This is a genomic window from Paracidovorax sp., assembly GCF_057642795.1.
The window spans coordinates 99181-111274 of record NZ_JBXYZY010000001.1; the positions used below are offsets into that span (position 1 = coordinate 99181).

General features: G+C 68.2%; 12 protein-coding genes. 5 read left to right on the forward strand and 7 right to left on the reverse strand.

Annotated elements, in window-relative coordinates:
* Positions 1–21: 21 nt before the first annotated feature.
* Complete coding sequence (locus tag AC3A84_RS00450) at positions 22–498, reverse strand: hypothetical protein (RefSeq protein WP_487968212.1); 477 nt, start codon at positions 496–498, stop codon at positions 22–24.
* Between the two features lie 206 nt (positions 499–704).
* Here AC3A84_RS00450 and xdhC point away from each other — a divergent pair, with 206 nt between their 5' ends.
* The 3 genes from xdhC (at position 705) to AC3A84_RS00465 (ending at position 3758) form a co-directional block, all read left to right on the forward strand.
* Positions 705–1547, forward strand: coding sequence for a xanthine dehydrogenase accessory protein XdhC (gene xdhC, locus AC3A84_RS00455; protein ID WP_487968213.1), 843 nt, complete (start codon positions 705–707; stop codon positions 1545–1547).
* 230 nt (positions 1548–1777) lie between these two features.
* Positions 1778–3007 (forward strand): urate hydroxylase PuuD, encoded by a 1230-nt coding sequence (locus tag AC3A84_RS00460; protein WP_487967801.1) that lies wholly within the window; start codon positions 1778–1780, stop codon positions 3005–3007.
* A gap of 91 nt (positions 3008–3098) precedes the next feature.
* Positions 3099–3758 carry a DedA family protein gene (locus AC3A84_RS00465; RefSeq protein ID WP_487967802.1) on the forward strand — a complete coding sequence of 220 codons (660 nt, stop codon included), beginning with the start codon at positions 3099–3101 and terminating at the stop codon, positions 3756–3758.
* A gap of 89 nt (positions 3759–3847) precedes the next feature.
* Here the strand turns inward: AC3A84_RS00465 and AC3A84_RS00470 are convergent, their stop codons facing one another.
* From AC3A84_RS00470 to tsaE, 3 genes are all read right to left on the reverse strand, one after another.
* The gene (locus AC3A84_RS00470; protein WP_092939704.1) at positions 3848–4072 is read right to left on the reverse strand and encodes a YMGG-like glycine zipper-containing protein; all 225 of its coding nucleotides are present in this window, start codon (positions 4070–4072) and stop codon (positions 3848–3850) included.
* A gap of 238 nt (positions 4073–4310) precedes the next feature.
* Positions 4311–5816 carry an N-acetylmuramoyl-L-alanine amidase gene (locus tag AC3A84_RS00475; RefSeq protein WP_487967803.1) on the reverse strand — a complete coding sequence of 502 codons (1506 nt, stop codon included), beginning with the start codon at positions 5814–5816 and terminating at the stop codon, positions 4311–4313.
* Complete coding sequence (tsaE, locus tag AC3A84_RS00480) at positions 5813–6358, reverse strand: tRNA (adenosine(37)-N6)-threonylcarbamoyltransferase complex ATPase subunit type 1 TsaE (protein WP_487967804.1); 546 nt, start codon at positions 6356–6358, stop codon at positions 5813–5815. Before tsaE ends, AC3A84_RS00475 begins: the two co-directional genes overlap by 4 nt.
* Before the next feature lie 12 nt (positions 6359–6370).
* Between tsaE and queG the strand changes: the two genes are divergently transcribed.
* Positions 6371–7438 (forward strand): tRNA epoxyqueuosine(34) reductase QueG, encoded by a 1068-nt coding sequence (gene queG / locus AC3A84_RS00485; protein ID WP_487967805.1) that lies wholly within the window; start codon positions 6371–6373, stop codon positions 7436–7438.
* 56 nt (positions 7439–7494) lie between these two features.
* On the opposite strand, the gene AC3A84_RS00490 is transcribed toward queG, so the two are convergent.
* On the reverse strand, positions 7495–8400 hold the full coding sequence (locus AC3A84_RS00490) for an AEC family transporter (protein ID WP_487967806.1): 906 nt from the start codon (positions 8398–8400) through the stop codon (positions 7495–7497).
* Positions 8401–8629: 229 nt separating this feature from the next.
* On the opposite strand from AC3A84_RS00490, the gene AC3A84_RS00495 reads away from it, so the two are divergent.
* Positions 8630–9592, forward strand: a complete 963-nt coding sequence (locus AC3A84_RS00495) for a tripartite tricarboxylate transporter substrate binding protein BugE (protein WP_487967807.1) — start codon at positions 8630–8632, stop codon at positions 9590–9592.
* Positions 9593–9790: 198 nt separating this feature from the next.
* On the opposite strand, the gene AC3A84_RS00500 is transcribed toward AC3A84_RS00495, so the two are convergent.
* Both AC3A84_RS00500 and AC3A84_RS00505 read right to left on the reverse strand, forming a co-directional pair.
* Complete coding sequence (locus AC3A84_RS00500) at positions 9791–10702, reverse strand: DMT family transporter (protein WP_487967808.1); 912 nt, start codon at positions 10700–10702, stop codon at positions 9791–9793.
* Between the two features lie 118 nt (positions 10703–10820).
* Positions 10821–11960 (reverse strand): aromatic ring-hydroxylating oxygenase subunit alpha, encoded by a 1140-nt coding sequence (locus AC3A84_RS00505; RefSeq protein ID WP_487967809.1) that lies wholly within the window; start codon positions 11958–11960, stop codon positions 10821–10823.
* Positions 11961–12094 lie beyond the last annotated feature (134 nt).

The window sequence follows — 12094 nt, forward strand, 5'->3', positions numbered from 1 at the left end:
GAGCGCAGGGTGCTCTTCTTTTCATAGCTGGCCTTCGGTCAGCGTATCGAGCTGGAAGCGCCCCGACTTATCCCACAGCCAGGTGTCGGTATAGGTGACGCGGCCCATGCGCGCAGGCACGGGGAAGGGTGCCGCTTCGCGCACCGTGCGCTCGATCTCCTTCATCACCTCCGGCGCATGGCGTGGCGCGCGCATCCAGCGCACGGCGGTCACGCGGCCCGCCCGGTCGATGTCCACTTCCAGCACGCCGATGGCGTAGAGCAGCGGCTGCAGCTTGCCCTTGTAGATGCGGTCGGCGTTCAGGCCGTAGAGATGCGCGGCTGCATCCTTGCGGTAGGCACGGGGCGTGGTGGCGCCAGAAGGGCTGGCCGGCCCGCGCACGGCCGGCGCCGGGCCCACCGCGGCGGGCGACTGGCCGGCATCGGCGGGGCTATGTTGCTGCGCAGGTGGGGCGGCGGGCGGGCGGCAGGCGCTCATCAGCGTGGCCAGGGCGGCCATCAGGCCGGCGGGCAGCCACAGAGGGCGCTTGCGGCGTGGCTGCGGTGCTTCGGGGGGCTGGATCATGGCGTGTGATGCGGCAAGGTAGGTGGGACGGGGCCGGCGTATGCGCGGCGCCTCGCTATGCTTGAAGCCTGGTGCGCCAGCTGGCGCGGTGGCAGGGCTCACGAAAAGGATGCATGCGGATGGGTGGTGATGATGGCGACATGACGGCGTTGCAGCGCCTGCTGGACGGGCTGGCATCGGCGCCGGCATGCCTGGTGACGGTGGAGTCTATCCAAGGCTCGGCCCCACGCGAGCCTGGCGCCTGGATGGCCGTGTTCGGCGCACCGGAGTCGCCGGTCATCGGGACCATCGGCGGCGGGCATCTGGAGTGGCAAAGCATCGCCGATGCGCGCGAGTGGCTGACCGCCGCACCTGCGGGCGGCGCGCCCGACACCCGGCGGGTGCGCCATGCGCTCGGCCCCAGCCTGGGGCAGTGCTGCGGCGGCGTGGTGCAGGTGCGGCTCGAGCGGATCACGGCGGCGCAGGCGCCCGCGCTACGGGAGCGGCTGGCTCCGCGACTCACGCCCGTGGCGCTCTTCGGCGGTGGCCACGTCGGCCATGCCCTCGCCCGCGTGCTGGCGCCGCTGCCCTTCGCGCTGCACTGGATCGACAGCCGCGACGGCATCTTCCCGCCCCATTCGGCGCCCGGCACCGTCTGCGAGCATTCCGAACCGGTGCAGGGTGCGGTGCCTACGCTCACCGCAGGCTCGCTGGTGCTGGTGATGAGCTTCAGCCATGCCGAGGACCTGGACATCGTCGCGGCCTGCCTGCAGCGCCGCCGCACGCAGGGTGATCTGCCCTTCATCGGCATGATCGGCAGCCGCACCAAGTGGGCCACCTTCCGCCGGCGCCTGGCCGAGCGCGGCTTCACCGAGGCCGAGCTGGCCGGCGTGACCTGCCCCATCGGCGTGCCCGGCATCGCCGGCAAGGCGCCGGAGGTGATCGCCGTGGCCGTGGCGGCGCAACTGCTGCAGCAGCTAGCCCGGCCGGCCGCGGTGGGTTGAGTCCTCACGATTCGCCTGCCGCGGTAGCTGGCCGTGGGAACAATTCCTGCATACACTTTGCGACAGAACAACAACAGGTCGCAGCGGTGCCCCGGCAGATCGGCTTTTCGATGAAAAGCTGAGGTTCGCCAAGGTGCGCGGCCCCATTCGACTGCTCAGAGCGCCCGCAGTGGTGAGCAGGTTGCACGAGGCGGCGCCCCACGCGCCGCCCCACGTTGAGAGAAGAACCCATGGAAAGCTATCTCCTCGACTGGGCCAACCTGCTGCTGCGCTGGGTCCACGTCATCACCGCCATCGCCTGGATTGGCTCGTCGTTCTACTTCGTCTTCCTCGACTCCAGCCTCACCCCGCCGCTCGATGACGACCTCAAGAAGCATGGCGTGAGCGGCGAGCTCTGGGCCGTCCACGGCGGCGGCTTCTACCACCCGGTCAAGTTCGCGGGTGCGCCGCCGCAATTGCCGAAACACCTTCACTGGTTCTTCTGGGAAAGCTACAGCACCTGGATCAGCGGCTTCGCGCTCTTCACCGTGTCGTATCTCTGGAGCGCCAGCACCTATCTGATCGACAAGTCGCGCATGGACTGGGCGCCGGCCACCGCCATCGCCGTGGCGCTGGCCTTTTTGGTCGTGTTCTGGCTGCTCTACGACGGCATCTGCCGCGTCTTCGGCGAGAAGAAGAAAGGCGATGCCATCGTCGGTGCGCTGGTGTTCGTGCTGGTGTGCGTGGCGGCCTGGCTGGCGTGCCATTGGTTCGCGGGGCGCGCGGCCTTCCTGCTGGTGGGCGCGATGATCGCCACCTCCATGAGCGCCAACGTGTTCTTCTGGATCATTCCCGGCCAGCGCACGGTCATCGCGCAGATGAAGGCCGGCCAGCCGGTGGACCCGATCCACGGCAAGCGCGGCAAGCAGCGCAGCGTGCACAACACCTACTTCACGCTGCCGGTGCTGTTCTGCATGCTGTCCAACCACTACAGCTTCACCTGGAGCCACCCGCAGAACTGGCTGATCCTCATCCTGATGATGTTCGCGGGCGCGGCCATCCGCCAGTTTTTCGTGATGCGCCACGGCTGGAAGCTGGGCCGCAACGCCCATCCGCTGCCTTACGCCTTGGTGGGCTGCGCGGTCATCGTGGGCGCCATCGTCGGCCTGAAACCGTCCATCGCACCGGCCGCCACCGGTGCTGGCGCTCCCGCTTCGTCGGGTGCCGCCGCCGCCCCGGTGGGCTACGCTCAGCTGCAGCCCGTGCTGGCCCAGCGCTGCTACCTCTGCCATGGCGCGCAGGTGCAGATGAAGAATCTGCGGCTGGATTCCGCCGAATCCGTCCAGCAGCATGCCCAGGCCATCTACCAGCAGGTGGTGGTGCAAAAGCTCATGCCCATGAACAACGCCACCGGCATCACCGACGAAGAGCGTGGGCTGGTCAGGCGCTGGTTCGAGGGCGGCGCCGTGATGACGAAGTGAGGAATTCCGGGCGGCAAAACCAAGCCCGGGGCCGGGGATTCGCAGCCGCTGCGCTACAGTGGCGCGCTGCATTTTTTTCAAAGGAACCGGCTTGGAATTCGTGAGCTTTCTGATCGACTTCATCCTGCATGTCGACAAGCACATCGCGGCCTTCGTGGCCAGCTACGGCCCCTGGGTCTATGCGCTGCTGTTCGCCATCGTGTTCGTGGAGACGGGCGTGGTGGTCATGCCCTTCCTGCCGGGCGATTCGCTGCTCTTCATCGTGGGCGCGCTCTGCGGCGCCGGGCTGATGAGCTTTCCCATCGCCTGCGCCGTTCTGCTGGCTGCGGCCATCCTGGGCGACCAGTGCAACTACACCATCGGGCGCACCATCGGGCCCAAGGTGTTCCAGTGGGAGGATTCGCGCTGGTTCAACCGCCGGGCCTTCAACCAGGCACACGACTTCTACGAGCGCTATGGCGGCATCACCATCGTGATCGCGCGTTTCATGCCCTTCATCCGTACCTTCGCGCCCTTCGTGGCTGGCGTGGCGGCCATGGGCCGGGCCAAGTTCACGGCCTTCAACGTGGGCGGGGCGCTGCTGTGGGTGCTGGGCATCTGCACTGCGGGCTACTTCTTCGGCAACTTCCCGTGGGTGCAGAAGAACCTCGACAAGATCATCTGGGCGATGATCCTCATCCCGGGCCTGATCGCCCTCTTCGGCGCCTGGCGCGCCGGACGCAAAGCGCCGGCCGAGGCCGTGCCGAAGTAGAGGCGCGGCGACCCCACCACCAACAAAAAAGGGCACCTTGCGGTGCCCTTTTTCTTTGCGTTGAAGCGGCGGCTCGTGAGCCGGCGTGATCAACGGCGGCGGTCGCGGTCCTTGCCCAGTTCGTTACCGATCAGGGCGCCGGCAGCGGCACCACCCACGGTCGCTGCCGTGCCACCCACTGCGCTACCCAGCACGCCGCCAGCCACGGCGCCTACGCCGGTGCCGATCTGGGCATTGGAGGGGTTGGTCGAGCAGCCGGCCATGCCGAGTGCGGCAACGCAGGCAGCTGCAGAGAGAAGGTGGCGGTAGTTCATGGTGTGCTCCTTGATGGTTGTCTTGACGACAGGATTCGAAACGTCTGGTGCGCAATGAAAGCCTGTCGTGCACGCCTTCATTCATCGCATGGCCGCAGTATTGCCCCCGCCGCTGCCGCGCCTTGTCAGCAGAAGAAACCGCGAACTGTAGGACGGTGACCGGGTTGCCCGAGTGCGACTGCAGGGCAGCGCCCTGCGGACCGTCGAACACATCGACACACCCGATGTGGGGTGTGCGCTACACCGTGCGGCTGCGCGCGAGAGGCGGATTGCGGGCGAAGTAGCGCGTGATGCCGCGCATCAGCGCGTCGGCCAGTTGCTGCTGGTACAGGGCAGTGCGCAGGCGGGCTTCTTCTTCGGGGTTGCTGATGAAGGCGGTCTCCACCAGCACGCTGGGAATGTCGGGTGCCTTGAGCACCGCGAAGCCGGCCTGTTCCACGCGTGCCTTGTGCAGCTTGGCCATGCTGCCGATCTCGCCCAGCAGCACGCTGCCGAGCTTGAGGCTGTCGTTGATCTGCGCGGTGGTGCTCATGTCGAGCAGGGCGCGCTGCACGTGCTGGTCCTGCGTGCGCACGTTCAGCCCGCCCACCAGGTCGGCCTGGTTTTCCTTGTTGGCCAGCCAGCGCGCCGCGGAGCTGGAGGCGCCACCCTGGCTCAGCGCGAACACGCTGGCGCCGCTCGCCGCCGGGGTGGTGAAGGCGTCGGCATGGATGGAGACGAAGAGGTCCGCCTGCACGCGCCGGGCCTTGTCCACCCGCGTGCCCAGAGGCACGAAGAAGTCGGCATCGCGCGTCATGAAGGCGCGCATGGGGTTGCCGCCGACGGTGGTGGCATTGATGCGGTCGCGCAGCAGGTGGGCCACCTTCAGCACCACGTCTTTTTCGCGCGTGCCGGACGGGCCGATGGCGCCGGGGTCTTCACCGCCGTGGCCGGGGTCCAGCGCCACGATGATGAGGCGGTCGGTGGCCCGGGCGATGGCGGGCGCGGCGGGTGGTTGCGGCTGCTGTTGTGGCGGCTGCGTGGGCGGCTGCAGAGCCCGTGGTGGCGCAGCCGGCGGCCGGGCCGGGGCGGCGGCGATCAGCGGCGCAGGCGGGGGCGCGATGCCGGGCGCGGGCGCATCCGGGCGCTCTCCGTGCTGGGCGATGAGTTCGCCCAGCGGATCGGTCGGCGTGCCGGGCTTGGCGGCGATGTGCGGCAGCGGCGCCTGCGCTGGCGCTTCGCGCAGGCGTTCGGAGATCAGCGCTTCGAGCGGGTCTTCGGGCACGGCGGGGTACAGGTCGAACACCAGCCGGTGCTGGTAGGCCGCCACGGGCGCGAGCGAGAAGACCTGGGGCAGCGCAGCGCGCTTGAGGTCGATGACCAGGCGCACCACGCCGGGCGCGTTCTGGCCCACGCGGATGCCGGCGATGTTGGGGTCGTCGGCCTTGACCTTGGCCACCAGTTCGCGCAGTTCGGGGTTGAGGTCGATGCCTTCGATGTCCACCGCCAGCCGGGGCGGCGTGGCCACGAAGAACTGCTTGGCGGAGAGCTTCTGGTCGGATTCGATGGTGACGCGGGAATAGTCCTGCGCGGGCCATACGCGCACGGCCACGATGCCGGCGCCCCGGGCGATCTGCTGGGCACCCAGCAGCAGCACCAGGGAGCCCGCCTGCATCAGCAGCTTGCGGCGGGAGGGCGCGGCGGCTTCGCGGGCCGGCCGTGGGGCGGCGGTGCTTTCGTCCGGGCCGGAGGGGTGGTCGCTCATGCGTTGAGTCCTTGCAGCAGGGTGTGGCCGTGGGCGGTGGCGGCCCGCAGGGTGACGCGGCGCTCGGTGTCGTCCAGGGCTTCGATGTGGAGGGCCAGGTCTGCCGGCGGCAGCAGGGCCGCCGCCTGGTCGGGCCATTCGGCCAGCTTCAGGCCGGGGCTGGCGAAGATGTCGCGAAAGCCTGCGTCTTCCCATTCGCGCGGATCGCTGAAGCGGTAGAAGTCGAAGTGCCAGATGGCCAGGCCCGGCGCTTCGTGCGGCTCGACCACGGCATAGGTCGGGCTCTTGATGCGGCCCTGCACGCCGAGCGCGCGCAGCAGGTGGCGCACCAGCGTGGTCTTGCCCGCGCCCAGGTCGCCGTGCAGGGTGACGAAGGCGTTGGCCAGGCCCGGCAGCGCGGCCAGCCGGGCGGCGAAGCGGGCCGTGTCGTCCTCGCCGTGCCAGCGCATTTCGGCGCTGGCGGGCTGCGGCGATGCCGCCGCTTCGGGGGCATCGGCCTGGGGGCTTTCTACAATCGGGCCGTGATGGTGTGCAGCAGTCAACTCGTTCCTCAAATGCAAGGCTGGGCGCGCGAACTGGGATTCTCCCAAATCGGCGTGGCGGGCGTGGATTTGTCCTCCGCCGAAGCTGGATTGATGCAGTGGCTGGGCCAAGGGTTCCATGGCGATATGCATTACATGCAAGCGCATGGGCTCAAGCGCGCGCGGCCGGCCGAGCTGGTGCCCGGCACGGTGAGCGTCATCACCGCCCGGATGGACTATCTGCCCGCCGCAACGTTCCCCGCAGCCGGCGATGCTCCCGGCTGGCAGGCGGTCGAATTTTCGCGGCTGGAGCGCCCGGCCGAAGGCATCGTCTCGGTCTATGCCCGGGGGCGCGATTACCACAAGGTGCTGCGCAGCCGCCTGCAAAAGCTGGCCGACCGCATCGCCCAGGCCGTGGGGCCGATCGGCCACCGCGTGTTCACCGATTCTGCGCCCGTGCTGGAGGCCGAGCTTGCCAGCCGCAGCGGCCAGGGCTGGCGCGGCAAGCACACGCTGGTGCTCAACCGCGAGGCCGGCTCCATGTTCTTTCTGGGCGAGATCTACGTGGACATGGCCCTGCCCGCCAGCGCGCCCGTCACCGCGCACTGCGGCAGCTGCAGCGCCTGCATCGACGTCTGCCCCACGCAGGCCATCGTCGCCCCGCACCGGGTGGATGCGCGGCGCTGCATCTCCTACCTCACCATCGAGCATGCCGGCCCGATCCCTGAGGCGCTGCGCCCGCTGATGGGCAACCGCATCTACGGCTGTGACGACTGCCAGCTGGCCTGCCCCTGGAACAAGTTCGCGCAGCCGAGCGTGCTGCCCGACTTCGACGCCCGCCCGGGGCTGGCGGGTCAGCAGCTGGTGCATCTTTTCGGCTGGGATGAGCCAACCTTCCTGCGGCTGACCGAAGGTGGTCCGATCCGCCGCATCGGCCACGAACGCTGGCTGCGCAACGTGGCCGTGGCCCTGGGCAACGCGCTGCGTGCCACGGGCGACGAAGCCTTGCGCGCCGCGCTCGCGGCCCGGGCAGACGACCCGAGCCCACTGGTGCGCGAGCACGTGGCCTGGGCGCTCGCGCAGCGGCCTGGTTCGCAATGAAAATGCCTCATGGCGCTTGATTTGTAAGCGCCTTCAGCTATCAAAAGTGTAGCTTTCTAGCGCAATACGCCCAGCGCGAAGGGCAGGCTGAGCACGCCCAGGAGGGTCGATAGCGTGACCAGCCCGGCCACGTACGGCCCGTTGTAGCCCATGCGTGCGGCCAGCACGTAGCAGGTGGATGCGGTGGGCAGGGCCGAGAACGCCAGCAGCACGGTGGTCTGCACGGCGTCGAGTCTGAAGAGCCGCGCGAGGCCCCAGGCCAGCAGCGGCAGCAGCAGATGGCGGATCAGCAGCACAGCCACCGCCAGCGTCTTGCCGCGCACCAGGCTGCCGAACTGCATGCCGGCGCCGGCGGCCATCAGCCCCAGCGCCAGCGACGAGGCGCTGATGCGGCTGACCGTGGGCTCGATCCAGCCCGGGATGCGAAAGCCCAGCAGGTTGGCCACCAGGCCCGTGGCCGTGGCCAGGATGAGCGGGTTGCGCACCAGCTCCCGCACGAAGCCGGTCTGCCCGGCCCGCGCCATGGGCCAGACGGCGGCCACGTTGAAGAGCGGCACACACACGCCGATCAGCACCGCGATCAGCAGCAGGCCCTGGGGCCCGGCCAGCCGATCGGCCAGCGCCAGTCCGATGAAGGAATTGAAGCGGAAGGCCACCTGGGCGCTCGCCGCATGGTCGCGCGCATCGAGCCGGCCGCGCAGGCCCGGCAGCCGGGGCAGGACATAGGCCAGTCCGATGCCCGCCAGTCCCATCAGCACGCCGGCTCCGATCAGGCCCGATGCTTCGCCTACCTGGATGGGGCTCTTGACGATGGACTGGAAGAGCAGCACCGGAAACAGCAGGTAATACACCAGCGTCTCCACTGGCTGCCAGATGGGCCGGCCCAGCGGGGTGTAGCGGCAGAGCAGGTAGCCGATCGCGATGAGGGAGAAATCCGGGAGCAGGAGCTGGGCGTAGTTCACCCGGCCAGCATACCCGGCGCGGCGGGCCGCGCGGGGCGCGCGCCGCTATGCGGGGGGTGTCACTCTACTGAAGGACATGCGGGGATTTCCCGGGAAATCCCTCATGGATGAGAGCCCCTGCACACCCGATTTCGGTGAGGCCCGCCATTAGGATGCGTCCATCCCGTACCAACGCGTATCGACGCGTGTCACCGTGCCCATGACGCACATGCCTTTCAGGAGATCAACTATGCACCGCCGAAACTGGTTCGCACTGGCCCTTGCCCTGGCCGCCGGCAGCTCGCTGGCCCAGACCTATCCCAACAAGCCCGTGCGCCTGGTGGTGCCCTTCGCTCCCGGCGGCACGACCGACATCATTGCCCGCGTGATCGCCGACCCGCTGGGCCGCGTGCTGGGCCAGACCGTGGTGGTGGAGAACAAGGCCGGCGGCGGCGGCGTCGTCGGCGCATCGGAAACCGCCCGCGCCACGCCCGACGGCTATGCGCTGGGCATCGCCACCGTGTCCACCACGGCGGCCAACCCGGCCATCAACCCCAAGGTGCCGTACAACCCGCTGACCGACTTCACGCCGATCATCAACATCGCGGCCACGCCCAACATCATCGCGGTGAACCCGAGCTTCCCGGCCAAGGACTACAAGAGCTTCGTCGCCGAGATCAAGAAGGTGCCGGGCAAGTATTCGTATTCGTCTTCGGGCACGGGCGGCATCGGCCACCTGCAGATGGAGCTCTACAAGAGCCTGACCGAGACCTTCGTCACCCACATCCCCTACCGCGGCGCAGGCCCGGCCCTGAACGACACGGTGGCTGGCCAGGTGCCGATGATCTTCGATAACCTGCCCTCGGCGCTGCCCTTCATCAAGGAGGGCCGGCTGGTGCCCATCGTGGTCGCCGCGCCCCAGCGCGTGGCTGCCTTGCCCAACGTGCCCACCTTCAAGGAAGTGGGCCTCGAGCCGGTGAACCGCATGGCCTACTACGGCATCCTGGGCCCCAAGAACCTGCCCAAGGAGGTGGTGGACAGGATCAATGCCGGCGTGCGCAAGGTGCTGGAGGACCCGGCTGTGCGCAAGCGCATTGAAGACACCGGCTCCATCATCGTGGGCAACACGCCCGAGCAGTTCGCCGACCAGATCAAGGCCGAGTACGCGGTGTATAAGCAGGTCGTGCAAAAGCAGAAGCTGACGCTGGACTGAACCCCGGCTCCGGACGTGTGCCGCTCGCCGTGGCGCAGTGGCGTGTCACCGGGTTTTTCAGGCCGCCTTCGGGCGGCTTTTTCGTGGGGGACGGCCTCCGGCTTCGCGCCACGGCGGCGCGGGCTGAAGCGACACTCGGCGCGGGGCTCAAGGGATCGCCGCGGCGCCGCGCTTCATTTCGCTGACTGGTGATCCCGCCTAGTGCTCCTCGGCCGGCGTGCCGGGCGCGGCCTTCGTGCGCAGCACCGTCGCCGCGATGCCGCTGGCGATGATCAGTGCCATGCCCGCCCAGCCGATCAGCGGGATGGCGTCTCCGAACAGCACCACGCTGTAGATGGCCGCAAAGACAATGCCCGAATACTGCAGGTTGGCCACCACCAGGGTGCCGCGATGCGAACCCGCACGCGAATAGGCGCGCGTCATGCACAGCTGGCCGCCGGCCGCCAGCAGGCCGATGGGCAGCAGCCACAGCGAGTGCCAGCCGGGCCAGTCAGACAGACCCGCCAAGGGAATGGCCAGCGCGCCGGCCACCGCCGAGCCGACGGCAAAGTAGAAGACGGTTCGGGTTTCGGGCTCGTTCAGGCGTGAGAGGGCCACCACCTGCATGTAGGCGAAGGCCGCGCTCATGCCCGAGATCAGCCCCACCATGCCGGCGAAGCCCTGGTTGTCGCCGATGCTGGGCCGCAGCATCATGATCACGCCCGCGAAGCCGGCCAACACGGTCAGCAGCAGCGGCGCCTGTAGCGGCGGACGGGGCTGCGCGCCCGAGGGGCGCCAGGTCAGCAGCGTGCCGCCGATCAGGAAGGCGGCCACCCACACGCTGCTCATGTAGTTGAGCGTCATGGCCGTGGCCAGCGGCAGGTGGGCGATGGCGTAGAACCACGCGCCCAGCGACACCACGCCGATGGTGCTGCGCCAGGCATGCATGCCCGGGTAGCGTGTGGCCAGCGAGATGCCCTGCGAACGGGCCAGCGCCCAGAGAATGACCATGCCGATCAGGCCTCGGTAGCAGACCAGTTCGGCGGGGTTGAAGTAGGCTGATGCGACCTTGATGCATACGCCCATGCTGGCGAAGAGGAAGGCGGCCAGAACCATCCAGAGGGCTTGCATGCGGGGTGTCCTGAAACGGTGGGTGAGTCTGTCTGGAAATGAAAAAGGCTGCCAGCGTTCCCGGTGGGGACGCTGGCAGCCTGCGGTGCCTTACGTGGAGCAGTGGCTCATCGGAGCGTCATCGCTGTTCGATGCCCTCGCCCATCTGGGCCCGGTACCACTCGTGGAAGTGCTGCATGCCGTCTTCCATCGGGCTCTGGTAGGGGCCGACCTCGTTGTCGCCGCGCTCGTAGAGGGCGCGGCGGCCGGCGTCCATGCGCTCGCCGATCTCATCGTCCTCGATGCAGGTTTCCATATAGGCTGCCTGCTGCGCCTCGACGAACTCGCGCTCGAAGGCGGTGATTTCCTCGGGGTAGTAAAACTCCACCATGTTCAGCGTCTTCGTGGGGCTGACCGGGTGCAGCGTGGAGACGGTGAGCACATGCGGATACCACTCCACCATGATGTGCGGGTAGTAGGTGAGCCAAATCGCGCCGCGCTCGGGCAGCTTGCCCTCGCGGTAGTTCAGCAGCACGTCGTGCCACTTCTTGTACACGTCGGAGCCCGGCCGCGCGAAGGTCGAGGCCACGCCCACGGTCTGCACCGAATAGTGCTTGCCGAATTCCCAGCGCAGGTCGTCGCAGGTGACGAAGTTGCCCAGGCCCGGGTGGAAGGGGCCGACGTGGTAGTCCTCCAGATAGACCTCGATGAAGGTCTTCCAGTTGTAGTTGCACTCGTGCAGTTCCACGCGGTCGAGCGAGAAGCCCTCGAACGAGAGCTGCGCGAGCGGGCCCATGCCGGCCAGCTCGGCGTGGATGTCGCGGCCGTTGTCCTCGAACAGCAGGCCGTTCCATTCGCGCAGGCCGTAGTTGTTCAGGTTCAGGCACGGGTCGTGCGCGAAGTGCGGCGCGCCCAGCAGCTCGCCGCTGGGGGCGTAGGTCCAGCGGTGCAGCGGGCAGACGATATTGCCGCCGGCATGGCCCTTGCCCTGGCCCTGCAGCGTGCCGCGGCCCTTGAGCATCACGGCCTGGCGGTGCCGGCACACGTTGGAGATCAGTTCGACGCCGCCCTGCGCATTGCGGATCAGGGCGCGGCCTTCCTTTTCGTGCGGCAACGCGTAGTAGTCGCCCGCATGGGGCACGGAGAGTTGGTGCCCCACATAGCGGGGCCCGCGCTGGAAGATGGTCTCCAGCTCGCGCTGGAACAGCGCCTCATCGAAATAGCTTGAAACTGGTAGTTGGCTTGCGGCCTGCTGCAGTTGAAGACTTAAATCAGACATGGGTGACCTGACCTAAAGACTCCCCACAGGGAGGGTGCGCTTGACGCACGGGACTTGGAAAAAACGAAACCGGCCGAGCAAAATACCCACAGCCGGTTCGTCGAGAGGAATGGGATTGTAGCCTGTGGGGTTAT

Excerpts from the sequence above, each read along its gene's own strand:
- AC3A84_RS00450 (WP_487968212.1), bottom strand. The coding sequence starts at position 498 with ATGGCCGCCCTGGCCACGCTGATGAGCGCCTGCCGCCCGCCCGCCGCC.
- xdhC (WP_487968213.1), top strand. The coding sequence starts at position 705 with ATGACGGCGTTGCAGCGCCTGCTGGACGGGCTGGCATCGGCGCCGGCA.
- AC3A84_RS00460 (WP_487967801.1), top strand. The coding sequence starts at position 1,778 with ATGGAAAGCTATCTCCTCGACTGGGCCAACCTGCTGCTGCGCTGGGTC.
- AC3A84_RS00470 (WP_092939704.1), bottom strand. The coding sequence starts at position 4,072 with ATGAACTACCGCCACCTTCTCTCTGCAGCTGCCTGCGTTGCCGCACTC.
- AC3A84_RS00475 (WP_487967803.1), bottom strand. The coding sequence starts at position 5,816 with ATGAGCGACCACCCCTCCGGCCCGGACGAAAGCACCGCCGCCCCACGG.
- queG (WP_487967805.1), top strand. The coding sequence starts at position 6,371 with ATGCAAGGCTGGGCGCGCGAACTGGGATTCTCCCAAATCGGCGTGGCG.
- AC3A84_RS00495 (WP_487967807.1), top strand. The coding sequence starts at position 8,630 with ATGCACCGCCGAAACTGGTTCGCACTGGCCCTTGCCCTGGCCGCCGGC.
- AC3A84_RS00500 (WP_487967808.1), bottom strand. The coding sequence starts at position 10,702 with ATGCAAGCCCTCTGGATGGTTCTGGCCGCCTTCCTCTTCGCCAGCATG.
- AC3A84_RS00505 (WP_487967809.1), bottom strand. The coding sequence starts at position 11,960 with ATGTCTGATTTAAGTCTTCAACTGCAGCAGGCCGCAAGCCAACTACCA.